The organism is Streptosporangium amethystogenes subsp. fukuiense, assembly GCF_042665875.1.
Classification (GTDB): Bacteria; Actinomycetota; Actinomycetes; order Streptosporangiales; family Streptosporangiaceae; genus Streptosporangium; species Streptosporangium fukuiense.
Map to the genome: position 1 here is coordinate 9,916,799 of NZ_JBHTEE010000001.1, position 20,933 is coordinate 9,937,731.

Genomic DNA, 20,933 nt, shown 5'->3' on the forward strand with positions numbered 1-20,933 from the left:
GTTCATCCTGATATACCCGGCCGACAATCTGGACGAGCATTGAGGTCGAAGAGGCGACGAAAGGGTATCGGTCTCATGGCAGGTACAACGGCATCGGCGGGTCAGTGGCACGGGGGAGTGCCGGTGGGCGGTCCCGGGCCCGGTTACGCGGAGCTCAGGGTCAGCAACCAGGATCGTGAGCGGGTGGTCGAGCACGTCCAGGCCGCCTATACGGAGGGAAGGCTCGACAAAGTCGAGTTCGACGACAGGCTGGAGCGGGCGATGACGGCCCGCGTGCACGGCGACCTCATGCCGATCATGAACGAGCTGTACGGCACGCAGCCGGTCCGGCCCGTGTTCCAGCCGGTCACACCCCAGGCGGCGTACGGCCACCGCGGGCACCTCGGCAGGCGGGGCGGCGACACCGGAGCGGAGCGTCTGGGCGCGGCGGCGGCGCACCTGCTCCCACTGGCCGGCCTGCCCATCCTCGGCCCGCTGGTGTTGATGCTCACCGCGGGCAAGACCTCGCCCTACATCCGGGCACACGCGGTGGAGGCTCTCAACTTCCAGCTGACGCTGATCGCGGCCACCATCGTGCTGGCGATCACGGTGGTGGGCGTCGTCCTGACGCCGCTGCTCTGGATCGGCGGCGTGGTGCTGTCCGTCATCGGTGGCGTCGCGGCGATGGGCGACGGAGACTTCCGCTACCCCCTCACGCTGCGCCTCGTGAAGTGACCCGGTGGAGGCCGGGAGGCGTCAGAGCATGAGGGAGCGGACCATGTCGACGGTGTCGGCCTGGTCCGCCGTCTTGTCGGGGCGATAGCGGATGACCCTGGCGAAGCGCAGAGCCACGCCGCCGGGGTAGCGGCTCGACTGCTGCACGCCGTCGAAGGCGATCTCGACGACCAGCTCGGGGCGGACGGTGACCGTCCAGCCGTCGGTGGGGCCCTCGGCGATGCCGAGGAAGCGGTCGGTCTGCCAGGCGAGCAACTCGTCGGTCAGGCCCTTGAAGGTCTTGCCGAGCATGACGAACCCGCCACTTCGCGGGTCGCGGGCGCCCAGATGCAGGTTGGACAGCCTGCCCTCGCGGCGGCCATGGCCCCATTCGGCGGCCAGGACGACGAGGTCGAGCGTGTGCCGGGGCTTCACCTTGATCCAGCCTGCTCCGCGCCTTCCGGCGGCGTAGGGCGTCAGGAGCGACTTGACCACCACGCCCTCGTGACCGCCCCTGATCGCGTCCTTGAAGAACGCCTCGCCGTCCACGACGTCGCCGGTGACAAGGCGCGGGGTCACCAGCTCCGGGGGCACGGCCGCGGCCAGGGCCGCGTGACGGTCCGCGCCCGGCAGGTCGAGCAGGTCGGCGCCGTCGACCCGCAGCGCGTCGAAGAAGAAGACGCTCAAGGGGGTCTTGTCACGGGCTCGCGGCACGTCGGTGCGGCTGGACACGCGGCCGGAGGTGACCTGGAAGGGCTCGGGGCGGCCGTCGGGGCGTAGCGCGATGACCTCGCCGTCGAGAACCAGGTCGCTGGAGGGCAGGGCGCTCACCGCCTCGACCAGCTCGGGCACCTGAGTGGTGATGTCGTCGAGGGCGCGGGTGAAGACGGACACCCGGTCGCCGGAGCGGTGTGCCTGAACCCTGACCCCGTCGAGCTTCCACTCGACGGCGACCGGGCCGCCGAGTTTGCCGAACGCGGTCGCGACGGAGGTGGCGCTCTGGGCCAGCATCGGCGACACCGGCCGGCAGACCTCCAGGCGAAAGGCGCGCAGCGCCTCGACCCCGCCTGACAGGGCGGCGGCACCGACGGCGGGGAGCCAGCCGCGAAGCGTCAGCGCCCGCCTGACCTCGGCGGCCGGCACCCCTGCCGCCTTCGCCACGGCCTCGATCATCACCCCTTCGAGCGCGCCTTGGCGCAGCTCGCCCCTGAGCAGGCGTGACAGGAAGACCTGTTCCTGGCGGGTGAGGGCGCCGAACAGCTCGGCGACGAGCGCCCTGCGTGCGCTCTGCGAGCCGGGACCGGCCAGGGCCTTGATCCGGTCGAGGAGGTCGTGGACCTCGCGCAGGGTGGCGGTGGCGGCCAGCCGGGGCTCGGGCGGATCCTGCAGGCTCGTCCAGCCCACGCCGACGTTGCGCTGCGGCAGCTCTCCGGAGAGGTAGGCGATGGCGATCTCCGCCTCATCCGGCTCGACCCGGCCGAGCAGCTCCGCGAGATGAGCGGTCTTCGCCCGCCGGGCGGAGCCGGCGGCCACGGCCGCCGAGGTGCGCGCGAGATCGATCAACAACACAGTGGCCAGCCTAAGAGCTGTAAGCGACATTTCGGTGAGAGGGCGGCCTGCTTTTCACCGGAATCGCAGCGTGGGGCCCTGTCGTTCACGATGGCGAGGAGCTGAGGAGCCGTCGTGTTCCCCGGAAGCGTGCGCGAGAGCGGGGTGGGCGGCCCCCGTCACCGAAGTCCTTCGGTGACGGGGGCCGCCCACCCACCGGTAGCCGTTCCGCCTCCCGGGCGTCAGCTCACGCCGAGCAGGTCCACGACGAAGATGAGCGTCTCGCCCGGCTTGATGCGGTTACCCGCACCGGCGTTGCCGTAGCCGAGGTGCGGCGGGATGGTGAGACGGCGACGGCCGCCGACCTTCATGCCCGCGACGCCCTGGTCCCAGCCCGCGATGACCCGGCCCCCGCCCAGCGGGAACTGGAAGGCGTCGCCGCGGTTCCACGACGCGTCGAACTCCTCGCCCGTCGAGAAGGCCACGCCGACGTAGTGCACGGTGACCTGGTGCCCCGGCTTGGCCTCCGGGCCGTCTCCTACGACGATGTCGACGATCTCCAGCTCCGAGGGCGGGGCGCCTTCCGGAAAGTCGATCTCCGGCTTCTCCAGTGCCACGTGGTTCTCCTTGGTTGGATACACGCCGGTCGATTTCCGACCGGCCGGACGACTCTACGGGGTCCGGCGCCGCCACGAGAGCCACGGGGGCGGGATGGCTCCCGCGTCGTCCTTCGGGGAGGGACCGTGGAGACAAGGCGCACGGGATTCACCACCGGAGTAACGGCGCGCGTGGGCATGGCGGGACGGGTCGTCGGGCCACCTGGTCCATCTGGTCCACAGTCGGCGGCATCCACGCCGCGGGTGGCCGGCGACGGGCGGAGCCCTGTTGAGAGTCGTTGGGGAGCGCTCTCTGGTTGAGAGAGTGACCCGGCCCGCAAGGAGTGTCAAGGGTCCGGAGCGGCATCGCGGAACACGATGGAAACGCGACCTTAATGTGACCTTTCTTTGTGGGAGCGCTCCATCCACCGCTAAATCTAACTCTTAAACATGTTTGACCTGGGAAAACGCCCCGAAGCCTGGGAGGGTGCTTTCCGGGAAAAGTCGACTTCAGGGCTCAGGTCGGCATTCGAAGGGGCCGTTGACAGGCAACCCCGTTGGCATCAATCTGCTCAGGGAGCGCTCTCTCCATGATCATTTATGAGGCCCCTAGGAGGGTTCCATGCGTAAGTCACGCCACCGGTTCCTCGCCCCGATGGTCGCCGCCTCCGCCCTGGCCCTGGGCCTTACCGCCTGTGGCGGCGACAGCGGCGGTACCACCGCAGACGGTGGGGCGGCCTCCCGGCCGGCCGAGAAGATCAAGCTGACCGTCGGACTGTTCAGCGACTTCCACTTCGCGCCGCTGTACGAGGAGTTCAAGAAGACCCACCCCAACGTGGAGATCGTGGAGCGCCGCGCGCAGTTCAACGACCACCACACCAACCTCATCACGCAGCTCACCACCGGCGCGGGTGCCGCGGACGTGGTCGCGGTCGAGGGCGGCTACATCGGTGCCTTCACCCCCGTGCCCGACAAGTTCCACAACCTCAAGGAGTACGGTCTGGACTCGCGCCAGAGCGAGTACCTCGACTGGAAGTGGAACCTGGGCGTCTCCAACGACGGTTCCTCGCTCATCGGGCTGGGCACCGACGTCGGCGGCCTGGCCATGTGTTACCGCCCCGACCTGTTCAAGAAGGCCGGCCTGCCCACGGACCGCGACGAGGTGTCGGCGCTCTGGCCCACGTGGGACGCCTACGTCGAGACGGGCAAGAAGTTCGTCGCGGCCAAGGTGGAGGGCGCCAAGTTCACCGACGGCCCCGGAGAGCACTTCCGTGCCATGGTCGAGCAGGCCCCCGTCGGGTTCTACGACGCCCAGTACAACATCGTCGCCGCCACCAACCCCGAAGTGCGCAAGGCGTTCGACACGGGCGTGAAGATGATCGACAACGGTCTCTCCGCCAACCTCGCGGCCTTCTCGCCGCCGTGGAACACCGGAATCGCCAAGGGCACCTTCGCCACCATGGTCTGCCCGGCCTGGAAGACCGGCACGATCAAGGACCAGAAGCCCGGTGAGGGCACCTGGGACATCGCCGCGGTGCCCGGTGGCGGCGGCAACCAGGGCGGCACCCACCTGGTGCTGCCCAAGCAGGGCAGGCACCCCAAGGAGGCGGCGGAGCTGATCAACCTGCTGACCAGCAAGGAGAGCCAGATCAAGCTCTTCAAGGAGGCCAGCGCGCTGCCCTCGCTGCCCGCCCTGTACGACGACCCGGCGGTGTCCGAGTACGTCAACCCGTACTTCGGCAACGCGCCGATCGGCAAGATCTTCACCGATGCCGCCAAGGCGCTCAAACCACAGCCCGTCGGTCCCAAGGCCGGTGACGTCCTGAAGGCGATCGGCGACGGTCTCCAGCGGGTCGACCAGGGCAAGCAGAACCCCGAGGAGGCCTGGAAGCAGGCGCTCGAGGACGTCGGCAGGATCAAGTAGCCGCCCCTTCGGCCGACTGGTCTCGCACCGGTCGGCCACCTGCCTGCCGTCCACATGAGCCGTACGCCGCTCTTCCACAGCGAATCATCGAAAGGAGCTGCCATGGCCACTCGGGCACCCGATCGCCTGGCGGCTGTCCCGGCGGGCAAGCCGACGGGGCCTCGCCGCCGCCTCCAGCGCCACCTGGTCCACCAACTCGACGTCAAAGGCTCGCCGTACGCGTACGTGGCCCCGTTCTTCCTGCTGTTCTCCGCCTTCGGGCTGTTCCCCCTGGCCTACACCGCCTGGGTGAGCCTGCACGAGTGGACGCTGCTCCGGGACGAGCAGCCCTTCGTCGGCCTGGAGAACTTCAGGACGCTGCTCGCCGACGACTACTTCTGGAACGCCACCTTCAACACCCTGTCCATCGGGGTGCTGTCCACGGTTCCGCAACTGCTGCTGGCCATCTGGCTGGCCCACCTGCTGAACCGGCCGTTGCGGGCGCAGACCTTCTTCCGCATCACGCTGCTGCTGCCCAACGTGACCAGCGTGGTCGCGGTGGTGGTCATCTTCAGCCAGCTCTTCGGCCGCGACTTCGGCATGATCAACTGGATGCTGTCGCTGTTCGGCGTCGGCGGTGTCGCCTGGAACGAGGGCGTGCTGAGCTCCCACGTCGCCATCTCCATCATGATCATGTGGCGGTGGACGGGCTACAACGCGCTGATCTTCCTGGCGGCCATGCAGGCCGTGCCGCGTGAGCTGTACGAGGCGGCCACCCTCGACGGCGCGAGCGACATGACCCAGCTCCGCAGGATCACCGTCCCGATGATCAGGCCCACGATCGTCTTCGTCGTCATCACCTCGACGATCGGCGCCATGCAGATCCTCGCCGAGCCGCTGCTGTTCGGCTCCTACATGATCACCGGAGGGGTGGACCGGCAGTACCAGACGCTCTCGCTGTTCATCTACGAGAACTTCACCAAGCTCGACTTCGGCTACGCCTCGGCCATCTCCTGGATGATGTTCGTCTTCATCGTCCTGGTCGCCGGCGTCAACTACCTGATCACCCGCCGCGCGAAGGGAGGGCTGACGTGAGCGCCCGCACCGCCGTCTCCGGAACCCGGCGCTCCGAGGCCGCCCGCAGGCTCACCTATCTCACGCTGGCGGCGGTGGCGTTCTTCTCCATGCTGCCGCTCTACTACAGCATCGTGGTGGCCTCCCGCGACAACGCGGCCCTGGCCGACGTCCCGCCGCCGCTGGTGCCCGGCGGCAACTTCTTCGCCAACGTCGCCCGCGTCTTCGACACCGTCCCCTTCGCCCTGGCGATGGTCAACTCCGTCCTGGTCTCCGGCTCCGTCGCGATCGCGGTGATGTTCTTCTCCACGCTGGCCGGGTTCGCCTTCGCCAAGCTGCGTTTCCGCGGCCGCAACGCCCTGCTCCTGCTCACCGTGGCGACCATGATGGTGCCGACCCAGCTCGGCATCATCCCGCTGTACATGCTGATGGTGAAGCTGGAGTGGACCGGCACCATGTACGCGCTGATCGTGCCCGCGCTCGTCAACGCGTTCGGCGTGTTCTTCATGACCCAGTACCTGTCCCGGGCACTGCCGACCGAGCTGCTCGAGGCCGGCCGGGTCGACGGCTGCAGCACCTGGGGCCTGTTCTGGCACGTCGTGCTTCCGGCCGCCCGCCCGGCGGCGGCGGTGCTGGGCATGCTCACCTTCATGTCCGTCTGGAACGACTACTTCTGGCCGCTGGTCGTGCTGACCCCGGAGGATCCGACGGTGCAGGTCGCCCTGTCCACACTGGCCAGCGGGTACGTCAACGACTACGTGCTCGGCCTGGCGGGCACCACGCTCGGCACCCTGCCGCTGATGCTGGTGTTCGCTCTTCTCGGTAAACAGATCATCGGAGGAATCATGCAGGGAGCGGTGAAAGGATGACCGTCGTCGGCACTCGGGGGGCCACTCTTACGGAAGGGCGTGCGGACTTCCCCACCGGTTTCGTCTGGGGTGCGGCCACCGCGTCCTACCAGATCGAGGGGGCCGCGAAGGAGGACGGCCGCGGGCCCTCGATCTGGGACACCTTCTCGCGTACCCCGGGCAAGGTCGCCGGGGGCGACACCGGCGACGTGGCGTGCGACCACTACTTCCGTCACGCCGACGACGTCTCGCTGATGAGCGAGCTGGGCCTGGCGGCGTACCGGTTCTCGGTGGCCTGGCCCAGGGTCCAGCCGCACGGGAGCGGCCCTGTCAACGCGCGGGGCCTGGACTTCTACAGCCGCCTGGTGGACCGGCTGCTGGAGGCGGGCATCACGCCGTACGTCACCCTCTACCACTGGGATCTTCCGCAGGCGCTGGAGGACGCGGGGGGGTGGCCCGAGCGCGACACCGCCTACCGGTTCGCCGAGTACGCGGCGGCCGTGTACGCGCGGCTGGGGGATCGCGTCCACAACTGGACGACCCTCAACGAGCCGTGGGTGGCGGCCTTCCTCGGCTACGGCAACGGGGTGCACGCGCCCGGCAGGACCGACCCCGCGGCGGCCTTCCGCGCGGCCCACCACATGCTGCTGGGACACGGGCTGGCGGCACGGGCGCTCCGCGAGGCGGGCGCACGAGAGATCTCGCTGGTCCTCAACCTGTCGCCGGTGATCACCCCGGCTCAGGTGGCCGATCCGGGGGCCGCGCCCTCGGAGGCGGACGCGGAGGCGGTCGGCCGGATCGACACCCTGCTGACCAGGCAGTTCGTCGACCCCGCAGTGCGCGGGGAGTATCCCGCCGAGTTCCTCGACATCGTCGGGCGCAACGGGGGCGTCGAGCACATCCGGGACGGCGACCTGGCGATCATCAACCAGCCGATCGACCTGCTGGGGATCAACTACTACAACCCATGCGTGGTGGAGTCGGATCCGGGGCGGGCGGCCGACGCGGCGTGGCCGGGCAGCGAGGACATCAGGTTCTGCCCGGTGGACGGCGTGCCGGCCACCGCGATGGGCTGGCCGATCGTGCCGAACGGGCTCTCCCGCCTGCTGGTGCGGCTCTCCGACGACTACCCGGAGGTCGGCCTGATCATCACGGAGAACGGCGCGGCATTCGACGACGTCGTGGAGGACGGCCGCGTCCACGACGCGCGCAGGACCGACTATCTGGACGGCCACCTGCGCGCCGTGCACGCCGCGATCGCGGACGGGGCGGACGTGCGTGGTTACCTGCTCTGGTCCCTGCTGGATAATTTCGAATGGGCCGAGGGGTACCGGCGGAGGTTCGGGATCGTACATGTCGACTTCGCCACCCAGCGGCGCCTGCTCAAGGACAGCGCGCTCTGGTATCGCGAGGTCATCGCGCGCAACGGATTGTAGAGGAACACGATGAAACGACCCACCCTGGAGGCGGTCGCCGCCCGTGCCGGGGTCTCCCGGTCGACAGTCTCCCGGGTGGTGAACGGCCAGACCACGGTCACCGCCGACATCCGAGAACTGGTCATGCGCGCGGTGAACGAGCTCGGCTACGTGCCCAACGGGGCGGCGAGGAACCTCGCGACCCAGCGGACCAACTCGGTCGCGCTGGTCGTCTCGGAGTCGCCGAACCGGGTGTTCTCCGACGACCCGATGTTCTCCACGGTCATCCGCTCGGCCAGCCTGGAGCTGGAGGCCGTCAACAAGCAGGTCGTGCTGCTGCTGGCCGGGTCGCCGGAGAGCCACGCCCGGGTGGAGAACTACATAGCCGGCGGTCACGTCGACGGCGTCATGCTCGTGTCGAGCCACGGCGCCGACCCGCTGCCGGTCGCGCTCACCCGGCTGCGCGTCCCGGTCGTCTCCTACGGCAGGCCGGCCGTGCCGGTCGCGATGCCGTACGTCGACAACGACAACGTCGCCGGCGCGGCCACCGCCGTGCGGCACCTGCTGGAGCAGGGCAGGCGGCGCATCGCCACCATCGCCGGGCCGCTGGACATGATCGGCGGCCAGGACCGGCTGGCCGGGTACCGCGAGGTGCTCCGCGACTCCGACCGCCGCTCCATCATCGCGGTCGGCGACTTCACCCGGGAGTCCGGGGCGATCGCGATGCGGCAGCTGCTCGCCGACGACCCGGAGCTCGACGCGGTCTTCGCCGCCAACGACCTGATGGCGATCGGCGCCATGCACGCACTCCGCCAGGCGGGGCGGCAGATCCCCGGGGACGTCGCGATCGTCGGTTACGACGACATAGAGGCCGCCCGCTACACCGACCCGCCGCTCACGACCATCCACACCCCGCACGCCGAGCAGGCCGCGGCCATGGTCCGCCTCCTGCTCGGCCTCCTCGACGGGGGGCCCGCCGAGACCGTGATCGTCGCCACCGAACTGGTCGTCAGGGCGTCGTCGTAGACCCCCGGACGACCAGTTCGGTGGGGAGCATCACCTGTGCCTTCTCCTCCAAATCGAGCACCATGCGGGCGAGCCTCCGCCCCATCTCGACGGTCGGCTGCCTGACCGTGGTCAGCGGGGGTTCGGTGTAGGACGCGGCGGGGATGTCGTCGAAGCCGACCACCGCGACGTCGCCGGGCACCTGCCGCCCCGCCTGGCGCAGGGCCGTGAGCGCGCCCAGTGCCATCAGGTCGTTGGCCACGAACACCGCGTCGAGCTCCGGGTCGTCGGCGAGCAGCTGCCGCATCGCCGACGTACCCGACTCCCGGGTGAAGTCGCCGACCGCGACGATGGAGCGGCGGTCGGAGTCACGCAGCACGGCGCGGTAGCCGTTGAGCCGGTCGATCCCGGCGATCATGTCCTGCGGTCCCGCGATGGTGGCGATCCGGCGGCGCCCCTGCTCCATCAGGTGCCGCACCGCGCGCTCGGCACCGCCGACGTTGTCCATGTCCACGTACGGCAGGCTGCTGGGCACGCTGGGCCGGCCGCTGCACACCACCGGCACGCCGCGCCTGGCGAGGACGCCGGGCAGCGGGTCGGTTCCGTGCATAGAGGCGATGATCACGCCGTCCACATGGCCGTTGGTGGCGTAGCGCTCGACCCGCTGGTAGCCGCCGGCCAGGCCGGTGAGCATCAGCACGAGCTGCTTGTCGGCCTCCTCGATCTCCATGCTGACCCCCCGGATGATCCCGGAGAAGGTGGGGTCCTCGGAGAAGACCCGGGTCGCCGGTTCGGGGAAGACGAGGGCGATCGAGTCGGCCCGCTGGGTGACCAGGCTCCGTGCCGCCTGGTTGGGCACGTAGCCCAGTTCGTCCACGGCGCGGTTGACCGCCTCGCGTATCTCCGGCGCCACGCGCGTGGAGCCGTTGACCACGCGTGAGGCGGTCGCCCGGGACACACCGGCCCGGGCAGCCACCTTCTCCAGGGTTGGCCGGGCCCTCACAGCCCGTTCCGGCGTACTACCTTGCTGTACCACAGGGCGCTGTCCTTGGGGGTACGGCGTTGGGTTCCGTAATCGACGTGTACGACGCCAAAGCGTTTGCGGTACCCTTCGGCCCACTCGAAGTTGTCCAGCAGGGACCAGACGAGGTAACCGCGTAGGTCCGCACCACCCTCGATGGCCGCGTGCGCCGCGCGCAGGTGCCCGTCGAGATAGGAGAGGCGGCCGACGTCGTGCACCTCGCCGTCCTCGACGACGTCGTCGTAGGCGGCGCCGTTCTCGGTGATGATCAGTGGGGTGCCCGGATAGTCGCGCGAGAGCCGCAGGAGCAGATCGGTCAGGCCGAACGGCTGGACCGGCCAGCCCATCGCGGTCTTCGGCGCGTCGGCGAGACCGAAGGCGATGCCCTCGCTGCCCGGGTAGACGGGGTTGGCGGGCTCACCGGTGCGGGCGGCCACGGTCTGCGGGTGGTAGTAGTTCACGCCCAGCAGGTCGATCGGCCGGCTGATGGTCTCCAGGTCCCCGTCCCGCACGAAGGACCAGTCGGTGAAACGGCGGGCCCGCTCCACGACGTCGGCGGGATACTCGCCGCGGAGCACCGGGTCCAGGAAGATCCGGTTCTGCAGGCCGTCGACGAGCTCGGTCGCCGCGACGTCGTCGCCGAGCACGGGGGCGAGGTTGAGCGTGATGCCGACCTTGGTGGCGCCGGAGGCGCGCAGTGCCTGGACGGCCAGGCCGTGGCCGAGCAGCAGGTGGTGGGTGGCGGCGAAGCCCAGCGCGGGCTCGGCGAGGCCGGGGGCGTGGATGCCCGAGGCGTACCCGAGGAAGGCCGAGCACCAGGGCTCGTTCAGGGTGGTCCAGGTCTCGACCCGGTCACCCAGCCGGCCGTGCGCGATCGCGGCGTAGTCGGCGAAGTGCGCGGCGGTCTCCCTGTTGGTCCAGCCGCCGAGATCCTCCAGGGTCTGCGGCAGGTCCCAGTGGTAGAGCGTCACGATCGGGGTGATGCCCGCGCCGAGGAGTTCGTCGACGAGGCGGTCGTAGAAGTCCAGACCGCGCGGGTTCACCGGGCCCGAGCCGTCGGGCTGCAGGCGGGGCCAGGAGATGGAGAAGCGGTAGGCCGCGAGGCCGAGGTCGCGCATGATGGCGACGTCCTCGGGATAGCGGTGGTAGTGGTCGCACGCGACGTCACCGGTGTGACCCGAGTAGACCTTGCCAGGGGTCCGGGAGAAGGTGTCCCAGATCGAGGGCCCCCTGCCGTCGTCCCGGGCTGCGCCCTCGATCTGGTAGGCCGCGGTCGCGGCACCCCAGACGAAGCCCTCGGGAAACCTCAGCACGCCGGAGTCCCGAAGGTCGTAGGACTTTTCGGCGGACATGGTCATGTCCTCACCGTCCCATTCTGTGTGGCTGTTTCGTGAGAGCGCTCTCACGAGCATCACGGTATCGCACGGATCGTGTCAAGAAAAATGAGACTGTAACCGTAATATCACAGTTCTTGACATTGCGTGGTGTGCGGACAATTCTTCCAGAGAGCGCTCTCTCACTCCCCGGCAATGTACATATGGAGGAAGGTCCATGTCGCTCCTCTCTCGGCCCAATCGTGCCGTCCTGGTGGCGGGCACCATAGGGCTGGCGCTGGTCGCCACCGCATGCGGATCCACGGAGGCCAAGCCATCGGCGGGCGGCGGCAGCAGCACGTCCCCCGAATGCGCCGCATTCAGCCAGTACGGCAAGCACGAGGGCAAGACCGTCAGCATCTACTCGCCGATCCGCGACGTGGAGGCCGACCTCTTCGAACAGGCGTGGAAGCCGTTCGCCACGTGCACCGGAATGAAGATCACCTACGAGGGCACCGGCGAGTTCGAGGCCCAGATTCAGGTCCGCGCGGACGGCGGCAACCCCCCAGACATCGCCTTCTTCCCCCAGCCGGGCCTCCTGGAGCGCTTCGCCAAGGCCGGCAAGCTCAAGCCCGCCTCCGAGGAGGTCAAGAAACTCACCGCCGAGGGCTGGTCGGAGGACTGGGCCAAGTACGCCACGGTCGACGGCACCTTCTACGGTGCCCCGCTGGGCGCCAGTGTGAAGTCCTTCGTGTGGTACTCGCCGAAGATGTTCACCGAGAAGGGCTGGGCCGTCCCCAAGACCTGGGACGAGCTCATGACGCTCAGCACCACGATCGCCGGCACCGGCGTCAAGCCGTGGTGCGCGGGCATCGAGTCCGGTGACGCGACCGGCTGGCCGGCCACCGACTGGATCGAGGACATCCTGCTCCGGGAGATCGGCCCCGAGGGGTACGACGACTGGGTGGCCCACAAGCTGGCCTTCAACGACCCCAAGGTCGTCGCGGCGGTGGACAAGGTCGGTGCGATCCTCAAGAACGACAAGTTCGTCAACGGCGGATACGGCCCGGTCAAGTCGATCGCCAGCACCGCCTTCCAGGAGGGCGGCGTCCCGATCACCCAGGGCAAGTGCGCCCTGCACCGCCAGGCGTCCTTCTACGCCAACTTCTGGCCCGAGGGCACCAAGGTCGCCGAGGACGGCGACGTGTTCGCCTTCTACCTGCCGGGCAACGACCCGGCCAAGAAGCCGGTGCTCGGCGCGGGCGAGTTCGTGGCGGCCTTCGCCGACCGTCCCGAGGTCCAGGCGGTCCAGGCCTACCTGGCCTCGGCCGAGTTCCCCACCGCCCGCATGAAGCTGGGCACCTACGTCACCGCCCGCAAGGGCGTCGACCCGGCCAACGCCCAGAACCCGATCGACAAGCTCTCCATGGAGATGCTGCAGGACCCGAGCACGATCTTCCGCTTCGACGGCTCGGACCTGATGCCGGCCGCGGTGGGCGCGGGCACGTTCTGGAAGGGCATGACCGACTGGATCAACGGCAAGGACACCAAGACGGTCCTCGACTACATCGAGGCCTCCTGGCCCAAGTCCTGACATAACTCGATAGGTCCGGTCCCGCGGCCTGCGGGACCGGACCGTCGTCCCCCCGGCCCGATCCTCCCGGGAGATCCTCCGATGGACTTCGACTTCGCCGCCGAACTGCCCAAACTCGTCCAACTGCTGATCGGCGTCGCCGCGTTCCTGGTGGTGGTCGCGGTGATACTGGTGCTGGTCGACCGCGCCCCGATGCGCCGGCGCGCCTGGACCCACGCCACCATCCTGCTGCTGCCCGCACTCCTGCTGCTCATCATCGGCCTGGTCATCCCGGCCGTGCGGACCACCCTGCTGTCGTTCATGAGCGGTGACGGCCAGCAGTGGGTCGGCATGGACAACTACGGCTGGATGTTCACCCAGCCGGAAGCGGTGACCGTACTGCGCAACACCCTGATCTGGGTGCTGCTCGTCCCGCTGCTCGTGACCTCGGTCGGTCTGGTCTACGCCGTCCTGGTGGACCGCACCCGCTTCGAGGCGCTCGCCAAGTCGCTGGTCTTCCTGCCGATGGCGATCTCCTTCGTCGGCGCGGGCATCATCTGGCGCTTCGTCTACGCCTACCGCTCCGAGGAGCAGGACCAGATCGGCCTGCTCAACCAGCTCGTGGTCGCCTTCGGCGGCGAGCCGCAGCAGTGGCTCCAGGAACCCCCGATCAACACGCTCTTCCTGATCGTGGTCATGGTCTGGATCCAGGCGGGCTTCGCCACCGTCGTGCTCTCGGCGGCCATCAAGGGCATCCCCGCCGAGATCGTCGAGGCCGCCAAGCTGGACGGGGCCACCCCGCTGCAGATGTTCTTCAGGGTGACGCTGCCCTCCATCCGCTCGGCCATCGTCGTCGTGGCGGTCACCCAGTCGATCGGCACGCTCAAGCTGTTCGACATCGTCCGCACCATGACCGGCGGCCAGTTCGACACCAGCGTCATCGCCAACGAGATGTACAACCAGGCCTTCAGGTACGGCGAGACGGGCAAGGGCGCGGCCCTCGCGGTCTTCCTGTTCGTACTGGTCACCCCGATCGTGATCTACCAGATCCGCCAGCGCAGGGAGGCCCTGAGGTGACCGGGCGATCAGGCTGCGCGAGCACGCCCCGGACGGAGGAGGCCACGTGGCCACGTTGACCCAGACCGCGGTGCGGACCCGGGTGGAGAACGCGCCGCAACGCGTACGGCGGCGGTTGAGCGGCCGGGCCGCCAGTGCCGTCGCGATCGTCATCGCCGTCCTGTGGACCACCCCGACCTTCGGCCTGCTGCTCTCCTCGCTGCGCCCGGAGGACCAGATCAAGACCACCGGCTGGTGGACGTTCTTCTCCGATCCGCAGCTCACGCTGGAGAACTACCAGCAGGTCCTGTTCGGCACCTCCTCGTCGTCCGGCCAGATGATGAGCTTCCTGATCAACTCGGTGGTCATCACGATCCCGTCGGTGCTCTTCCCGCTGGCGCTGGCCACCTTCGCGGCGTACGCGCTGGCCTGGCTGCCGTTCCGCGGGCGTGAGTGGATCTACATCGGCATCTTCGCGCTGCAGATCGTGCCGCTGCAGATGTCGCTGGTACCGCTGCTGTCGTTCTTCTCCGAGGGCGTGGCCGTCTTCGGCGTCCAGCTGCTGCCGGCCTGGGACCTGGAGGGGCCGGCCCGCTTCGTCCAGGTCTGGTTCGCGCACACCTGCTTCGCGCTGCCGCTGGGCGTCTTCCTGCTGCACAACTTCATGTCCGAGCTCCCCGGCGAGCTCATGGAGGCGGCCAGGGTGGACGGGGCCAGCCACGGGAAGGTGCTGCGCACGATCGTGCTGCCGCTGGTCGGGCCCGCGCTGGCGACCTTCGCCATCTTCCAGTTCCTCTGGGTCTGGAACGACCTGCTGGTGGCCCTGATCTTCGCCGGCGGCACTCCGGACAGCGCGCCGATGACCGTACGCCTGGCGCAGATGGCCGGTACCAAGGGCAACGAGTGGCAACGCCTGACCTCGGGCGCGTTCGTCTCGCTGGTCATCCCGCTGATCGTCTTCCTGTCGATGCAGCGCTACTTCGTCCGTGGCCTGCTCGCCGGCAGCGTCAAGGGCTGAACCGGCCCCGGGCTCTCGGCCGCCTGTCTCCGGTACGTCCCGGGCACCCGGGACGTACCGGGTTCGCCTCAGGAGCGGGGCGGTTCCGGCGCGGCCGGCCGGGTGTCGGGAGAGGTCACCTTCGAGGGGACCGGGTGCTCCGCGGCGTTCGGCCGCGGCGGGGCGGGCCGGTCCTCGGTGCCCGGCGTGCCAGTGGGGGCGTCAGGGGCGGAGGTGACCGGCCTGGCCGAGGGCGGAGCCGGGGTGGCCGGCTGCGCGGAGAGGCCGGGGGTGACCGGCTGCGGGGGGAGGTTGGAGGTGACCGGGCGGCCGGAGAGGCCGGGAGCGGTCGGCTGCGGGGGGATGTCCGTGGTGAGCGGCTGCGCGGGGGTGGCGTGGCCGGGGGCGGTGGTCTGCGCGGCGGCGGGGTCGTACATACCGGCCGACGGCGGGACCTCCACGACGACGGTGTCGGCCGGACCGGGGAGCGACGACTCCAGGATGGCGCGGGCGTGGTCCAGGTGCGAGGCCGTGACCAGCACGTCGTAGCGGCCGGCGACGATCGCGCTGCGCGAGGCGAAGTCCCGCTTGCCGCGGGTGAAGACATGGTTGATGAACCCGAACGCGGCGCCCATCACGGCGCCCCACAGCGCGGCCCAGAGCACGAGCACGATGAACGACAGCGTGGTCGAGGTGAACAATCCGAGGAACATCCCGACCACGGCGCCGAAGGCCGCACCGCTGCCCGCTCCGGTGAGCGCGGCCCGGCCGTTGGTCACCCTGCCGGTGACGGTCTCCTCGAGTTTCAGGTCGCTGCCGACGATCGCCACGTTCTCGACGGGGAAGCCCGCGTCGGAGAGCCCGTCCACGGTTCGCTGCGCCGCGAGGTAGTTGTCGTAGCCTGCCAGGACCCTCCGGTCCACCACGACCTGCGTGTCCAGGCCGGTGGGCGTCTCGTTCATGGGTGCTCGCCTTTCGGGGGTGGGGGACGACTCGACGGTCCGACTACCCCGTGGCGGCGACAGGATGCGCGCCCGCATCGGCAACTTGCCGCGAGGTGGGGGAGTCCAGCCGGCGGCGCGGCGCGGGCCCGGTGGTGACCACCGGTGCGGCGAGGACGTCCCGGGAGGGGTGGGCGCCGTGGGGACGGCGGCGCCTCACCCCGGCGGGTGAGTCACCAACTCTGGTGGAGCGGCATGCCCTCGGTGTAGCCGGACGCGCTCTGCACACCGATCACCGCGCGCTCGTGGAACTCCTCCAGCGTGGCGGCGCCCGCGTAGGTGCACGAGGAGCGCAGGCCGGCCACGATGGCGTCGATCTGGTCCTCGACGCTGGGCATGGCCGGGTCGAGGTACATCCTGGAGGTGGAGATGCCCTCCTCGAACAGTGCCTTGCGGGCCCGCTCGAAGGGGGAGTCCTCGGCGGTGCGCAGCATCACCGCGCGGGCCGAGGCCATCCCGAAGTTCTCCTTGTACTTGCGCCCGTCGGGAGCGGTACGGGTGTCGCCGGGCGACTCGTAGGTACCGGCGAACCAGGAGCCGATCATCACGTTGGACGCCCCGGCGGCCAGGGCCAGGGCCACGTCGCGGGGGTGGCGGACGCCTCCGTCGGCCCACACGTGGCGGCCCAGCCTGCGGGCCTCGGCGGAGCACTCCAGTACGGCGGAGAACTGCGGGCGGCCCACACCGGTCATCATCCGGGTGGTGCACATGGCCCCGGGGCCGACGCCGACCTTCAGGATGTCGGCTCCCGCGTCGACCAGGTCGCGCACGCCCTCGGCGGTGACGACGTTGCCCGCCGCGACGGGTACGCCGGGGTCGAGCGCGCGGACCGCCCGCAGGGCGCTGATCATCTTCTCCTGGTGGCCGTGGGCGGTGTCCACCACCAGGCAGTCCACCCCGGCGTCGAGGATCTCCTTGGCCCTGGCGGCCACGTCGCCGTTGACGCCGACGGCCGCGGCGACGCGGAGCCTGCCCGAGGCGTCGACCGCGGGCTGGTACAGGGTGGCGCGCAGCGCGCCGGTCCTGGTCAGGATGCCGACCAGCCGGCCGTCGCCGTCCACGACCGGGGCGAGCCGGTGGCGGCCCTCGTGGAGGCGGTCGAAGACCTCGCGGGGGTCGAGCCCGGTGGGCAGGGTGAGCAGGTTGTCGGACATCACCCGGGAGAGCTGCGTGTACATGTCCACGCCGGAACAGTCGCCCTCGGTGACCACGCCGACCGGGCGGTTCTCCCAGTCGACGACGATGATCGCGCCGTGGGCCCGTTTGGGCAGCAGGTTGAGCGCCTCGCCGACGGTGTCGTGCGGGGTGAGCGTCAGCGGTGTGTCGTGGACCAGGTCGCGCTTTTTGACCCAGTCGACGACGCCTGCGACCACGTCGATCGGGATGTCCTGCGGGATCACGGTGATGCCGCCCCGGCGCGCGACGGTCTCGGCCATCCGCTTTCCCGCCACGGCCGTCATGTTGGCGACCACGATGGGGATGGTGGTCCCGGTGCCGTCCCTGCTGGAGAGATCGACGGCGAGCCGTGAGTCGACGGAGGAGAGCGACGGCACCATGAACACGTCGCTGTAGGTCAGGTCGTAGGCCGGTACCGACTCATTAAGAAATTTCACGTTATTCCACCTTATCCCGCGAATTGCCAGAGGTGAACGTTCCCCCTTTCCTTGCTCTCCAAGAGGATCCAGCAGGTCGGAGCGGAGGCTAAGATCCGGTTTGCGTGAGTAAGTGGGTGGCTATGAGGAGGCGTTGTGATCCTGGTTGATCGGCCCGAGATGCTCGTAGTAGGCCATGCCGTACGAACATCGAACGCCGACGAGGCGGAGCCGGGTCGGGGGAGGCTCCGCGCGCTGTGGGCGAGGGCGGGGGCCCCCGGGGCCTTCGCGCACGTGCCGGGACGGGTCGACGAGAACATCTACGCGGTGCTCACCGACTACGAGAGCGACCACAACGGCGCCTATACCCAGATCGTCGGGGTGGCCGTGCGCAGTGCCGCCGCGCTGCCCGAGGGCATGGTGGCGGTCCGGGTGCCGGGGGTGCCCTCGCTGAAGCTGGAGGCCAGGGGGCAGATGCCGGACGCGCTGACCGAGGAGTGGCAGCGGCTGTGGAAGCACACCGAGTCGGGAGGAACCCCGCCGCGGGCTTTCACCACCGACGTGGAGGTGCACCACCCCGAGGGCGCCGACATCTACGCGGCGGTCCTGTCCCCGATGCGCTGAGCGGCCCGGCGCGGCTCCTGCCGCGCCGGGGCGGGTTCAGGACGGCGGGGAAGGAGTCGGCCACTGGGGGTGCGCGTTCAGCAGTGCTTGTGAGGAACCTCGGGTTTTCAGGCCCGAGAGGAATCGCATACGGTGCCGCGCGTTTGACGAATCAACGCTAAACTTCACAGTGTGAAATTCGTTGTGCAGGTCCGACTGTTCCCCACGCCCGCCCAGGAGGCGGCGCTGGCGGACACGCTGCGTCTGTGCAACGAAGCCGCCAATCTCGTCTCTCGCGTCGCGTGGGAGAGGAAGGTGTTCCGCAACTACGACCTGCGGGTGCACTCCTACGGCGAGCTGAAGGCCATGGGCCTGTCGGCCCAGCCCGCCCAGCATGTCATCAAGAAGGTCTCCGACGCCTACACGACGGTGAAAGCCCAGGTGAGCGCGGAGCTTCGCAAGCCTCTGGCCAAGCCGATCGCCTTCCGCCCGGACGCTGCCCAGCCGTTCGACGATCGGTGCCTGTCCTGGCAGGTCGAGGCCCGCACCGTGAGCATCTGGACCACCGGCGGCCGGATGAAAGGCATCCGGTTCGCCTGCTCCGACGACCAGGCCCGCGCGCTGGCCGCCTACCGCAAGGGCGAATCCGACCTGATCCACCGCGACGGCATGTGGCTGCTGATCGCCACCTGTGACGTCCCCGATGTCGACGTCACCGAACCCGACGCCTTTCTCGGCGTCGACCTCGGTATCGCCAACATCGCCACCACCGGCGACGGCGAACGACACTCGGGCAGGCACCTGAACGCGGTCCGGCACCGCAACCGGGAACTGCGCCGCCGCCTGCAGACCAAACAGACCAAGTCCGCCAAACGCCTGCTCAAGGCCCGCCGTCGTAAAGAGTCCCGGTTCGCCCGGGACGTCAACCACCGCATCTCCAAAAGCATCGTGACCGAGGCGCAACGCACCGGACGCGGCATCGCCCTGGAAGACCTCCAGGGCATCCGCGAGCGGGTACGGCTCCGCAAGCCCCAGCGGGTCACGTTGCACTCGTGGTCGTTTCACCAACTCGGCCAATTCGTCGCCTACAAGGCCGCCCGCGCGGGTGTCGCCGTGGTCCACGTCGACCCCGCGTACACCTCCCAGGGGTGTTCGGCATGCGGCCACGTCGACAAACGCAACCGGCCGGACCGGGAAACCTTCGCCTGTACGTCGTGCGGCTTCGCTGAGCACGCCGACGTCAACGCAGCCCGCAACATCGCCTCACGCGGTGTCACAGGCTGGGCAGTGAGTCACGCTGCCTGACGCGGACCAGACCGTCGAAGCCACCGACGGCGAGGAACTGCGAGCTCAGCCCTTCAGGGCTGAGAAGCTGACCGGGGTTCCAGGACGATCGGGAAGGAGGTGACCCCCCGGACGAAGGCGTTGGGCAGGATGCGCGGCCCCCGCTCGTCCGCCCGGGTGGCCGAACCGATCCGGCGGACGAACTCCTCGAAGAAGATCCGCAGTTCCAGCCGGGCCAGCGCCGCCCCCAGGCAGAAGTGGGTGCCGAGACCGAAGGCGATGTGGCCGCCGGCGGGACGGGTCACATCGAAGACGTCCGGGTCCGTGAAGACCGAGGGGTCCCGGTTGGCGGAGCCGTACATCAGCAGGACCTGGCCGCCCGCGGGGATCCGCCGGCCGTGCAGGACCGTGTCGCGGGTGGCGCTCCGGCACATGTTGAGGACCGGGGTGGTCCAGCGGACGAACTCCTCGACGGCGTTCCCGATCAGCGAGGGGTCCTCGCGCAGCATCCGCCACTGCTCGGGGTGGTCGATCAGCGCGCCGATGGCGGTGGCGATGACGGTCCTGGTGGTCTCGGCGCCGCCGTCGAGCAGCAGCAGCGCCTCGTTGGCCAGGTGGTCGTCGTCGTAACCGGCCTCCCGGCTCCAGATCGACGTCAGGTCGTCGCGCGGGCAGCCGCGCCGCTCGGCGGCCAGTTCCAGGACGGCGGTGGCGAACTCCCCGGCGGCGACGGCGGCCTCATGAGTGACATAGCGCAGGCCGCCCCCGGCCGCGACCGTCGTCTCCGACCAGTGCACCAGCTCCGGCCAGCGTTCCTCGGGGAAGCCGAGCAGCCAGCCGATCATCCGGCCCGGCAGCGGCGCGGCCAGCGCGGGTACGGCGTCCACGGTGCGCCTCTCCAGCGCCTCGTCGATGAGTTCGGTGACGACGGCGCGTATCCGGCCGGCGTACCGCTCCGCCACGTGGCGCGGGGTGAAGCGCCGGTAGACCAGACGTCGGCGTTCGGCGTGCTCCGGGTCGTCCATCCCGATCATCGACGGGTCGCTGGGGAGCTGTGGCCGGTAGCCGCCCGCGTTGGACCACAGTTTCGGATCGCGCTCGATCGCCGAGATGTCGGCATGCCGGGAGACGCCCCACAGCGCGTTCTCCGCGTCGTGATAGACCGGCGCGTGCTCGCGCAGCCAGGCGTACACCGGTCCCGGGTCACCGGCGTACATGTCGCCGTCGAGCAGGTCGATCCCGGCGGCACCGGGCGACTCGGGCGACTCGGGAGACGCGGGCGCCGCCGCGACGCGGCGCCCGATCTCCTGGCCCACCTCTGAGAACGGACTGGTCATCGAAGATCCCTCCCGCGTCCTTCGAGGCGTCCCGGGATGGAGGCGGGGCCGCAGGCGCCCGCCGCGGCGTGAAC

The 20,933-nt window shown here is 69.7% G+C and carries 18 protein-coding genes; 11 read left to right on the top strand and 7 right to left on the bottom strand.

The annotated features are described in order from the left end of the window. The first annotated feature begins 123 nt into the window (after positions 1–123). Positions 124–714, top strand: coding sequence for a DUF1707 and DUF4870 domain-containing protein (locus ACFQVD_RS44050; RefSeq protein ID WP_343980213.1), 591 nt, complete (start codon positions 124–126; stop codon positions 712–714). A gap of 21 nt (positions 715–735) precedes the next feature. On the opposite strand, the gene ACFQVD_RS44055 is transcribed toward ACFQVD_RS44050, so the two are convergent. Further along, positions 736–2,262, bottom strand: a complete 1,527-nt coding sequence (locus ACFQVD_RS44055; protein ID WP_343980217.1) for an ATP-dependent DNA ligase — start codon at positions 2,260–2,262, stop codon at positions 736–738. Between the two features lie 221 nt (positions 2,263–2,483). Further along, positions 2,484–2,858: an FKBP-type peptidyl-prolyl cis-trans isomerase gene (locus ACFQVD_RS44060; RefSeq protein ID WP_343980220.1), complete on the bottom strand. Its 375-nt coding sequence runs from the start codon at positions 2,856–2,858 to the stop codon at positions 2,484–2,486. Positions 2,859–3,459: 601 nt separating this feature from the next. Between ACFQVD_RS44060 and ACFQVD_RS44065 the strand changes: the two genes are divergently transcribed. The 5 genes from ACFQVD_RS44065 (at position 3,460) to ACFQVD_RS44085 (ending at position 9,103) form a co-directional block, all read left to right on the top strand. Next, positions 3,460–4,761 (top strand): ABC transporter substrate-binding protein, encoded by a 1,302-nt coding sequence (locus ACFQVD_RS44065; protein WP_343980223.1) that lies wholly within the window; start codon positions 3,460–3,462, stop codon positions 4,759–4,761. A 102-nt stretch (positions 4,762–4,863) separates the two neighbouring features. Then, a complete protein-coding gene (locus ACFQVD_RS44070) occupies positions 4,864–5,835 on the top strand; it encodes a carbohydrate ABC transporter permease (protein ID WP_343980226.1) in 972 nt (323 codons plus the stop codon). Further along, positions 5,832–6,683 carry a carbohydrate ABC transporter permease gene (locus ACFQVD_RS44075; protein ID WP_343980229.1) on the top strand — a complete coding sequence of 284 codons (852 nt, stop codon included), beginning with the start codon at positions 5,832–5,834 and terminating at the stop codon, positions 6,681–6,683. Before ACFQVD_RS44070 ends, ACFQVD_RS44075 begins: the two co-directional genes overlap by 4 nt. After that, positions 6,680–8,098, top strand: a complete 1,419-nt coding sequence (locus ACFQVD_RS44080; RefSeq protein ID WP_343980232.1) for a GH1 family beta-glucosidase — start codon at positions 6,680–6,682, stop codon at positions 8,096–8,098. The genes ACFQVD_RS44075 and ACFQVD_RS44080 overlap by 4 nt, the downstream gene beginning before the upstream one ends. Positions 8,099–8,107: 9 nt before the next feature. Continuing rightward, positions 8,108–9,103, top strand: a complete 996-nt coding sequence (locus ACFQVD_RS44085; protein WP_343980235.1) for a LacI family DNA-binding transcriptional regulator — start codon at positions 8,108–8,110, stop codon at positions 9,101–9,103. Here ACFQVD_RS44085 and ACFQVD_RS44090 read toward each other — a convergent pair. Both ACFQVD_RS44090 and ACFQVD_RS44095 read right to left on the bottom strand, forming a co-directional pair. Then, a complete protein-coding gene (locus tag ACFQVD_RS44090) occupies positions 9,087–10,058 on the bottom strand; it encodes a LacI family DNA-binding transcriptional regulator (RefSeq protein WP_343980239.1) in 972 nt (323 codons plus the stop codon). The two genes, ACFQVD_RS44085 and ACFQVD_RS44090, sit on opposite strands and share 17 nt — an antisense overlap. A gap of 23 nt (positions 10,059–10,081) precedes the next feature. Beyond that, the gene (locus ACFQVD_RS44095) at positions 10,082–11,461 is read right to left on the bottom strand and encodes a GH1 family beta-glucosidase (RefSeq protein WP_343980243.1); all 1,380 of its coding nucleotides are present in this window, start codon (positions 11,459–11,461) and stop codon (positions 10,082–10,084) included. Between the two features lie 193 nt (positions 11,462–11,654). Here ACFQVD_RS44095 and ACFQVD_RS44100 point away from each other — a divergent pair, with 193 nt between their 5' ends. The 3 genes from ACFQVD_RS44100 (at position 11,655) to ACFQVD_RS44110 (ending at position 15,063) form a co-directional block, all read left to right on the top strand. Continuing rightward, positions 11,655–13,010 carry an ABC transporter substrate-binding protein gene (locus ACFQVD_RS44100; RefSeq protein WP_343980247.1) on the top strand — a complete coding sequence of 452 codons (1,356 nt, stop codon included), beginning with the start codon at positions 11,655–11,657 and terminating at the stop codon, positions 13,008–13,010. A gap of 81 nt (positions 13,011–13,091) precedes the next feature. Next, complete coding sequence (locus tag ACFQVD_RS44105; RefSeq protein ID WP_343980250.1) at positions 13,092–14,066, top strand: carbohydrate ABC transporter permease; 975 nt, start codon at positions 13,092–13,094, stop codon at positions 14,064–14,066. Between the two features lie 46 nt (positions 14,067–14,112). Then, positions 14,113–15,063, top strand: coding sequence for a carbohydrate ABC transporter permease (locus ACFQVD_RS44110; RefSeq protein ID WP_343980253.1), 951 nt, complete (start codon positions 14,113–14,115; stop codon positions 15,061–15,063). A 68-nt stretch (positions 15,064–15,131) separates the two neighbouring features. Here the strand turns inward: ACFQVD_RS44110 and ACFQVD_RS44115 are convergent, their stop codons facing one another. After that, a complete protein-coding gene (locus ACFQVD_RS44115; RefSeq protein WP_386273993.1) occupies positions 15,132–16,004 on the bottom strand; it encodes a general stress protein in 873 nt (290 codons plus the stop codon). Positions 16,005–16,216: 212 nt separating this feature from the next. Continuing rightward, the gene (locus ACFQVD_RS44120) at positions 16,217–17,656 is read right to left on the bottom strand and encodes a GuaB1 family IMP dehydrogenase-related protein (protein ID WP_343980259.1); all 1,440 of its coding nucleotides are present in this window, start codon (positions 17,654–17,656) and stop codon (positions 16,217–16,219) included. A 135-nt stretch (positions 17,657–17,791) separates the two neighbouring features. On the opposite strand from ACFQVD_RS44120, the gene ACFQVD_RS44125 reads away from it, so the two are divergent. Next, the gene (locus ACFQVD_RS44125; RefSeq protein WP_343980261.1) at positions 17,792–18,259 is read left to right on the top strand and encodes a GyrI-like domain-containing protein; all 468 of its coding nucleotides are present in this window, start codon (positions 17,792–17,794) and stop codon (positions 18,257–18,259) included. Between the two features lie 171 nt (positions 18,260–18,430). Continuing rightward, positions 18,431–19,543, top strand: coding sequence for an RNA-guided endonuclease InsQ/TnpB family protein (locus tag ACFQVD_RS44130; protein WP_386273996.1), 1,113 nt, complete (start codon positions 18,431–18,433; stop codon positions 19,541–19,543). A 53-nt stretch (positions 19,544–19,596) separates the two neighbouring features. On the opposite strand, the gene ACFQVD_RS44135 is transcribed toward ACFQVD_RS44130, so the two are convergent. Further along, positions 19,597–20,859: a cytochrome P450 gene (locus ACFQVD_RS44135; RefSeq protein WP_343967836.1), complete on the bottom strand. Its 1,263-nt coding sequence runs from the start codon at positions 20,857–20,859 to the stop codon at positions 19,597–19,599. Positions 20,860–20,933: the final 74 nt, after the last annotated feature.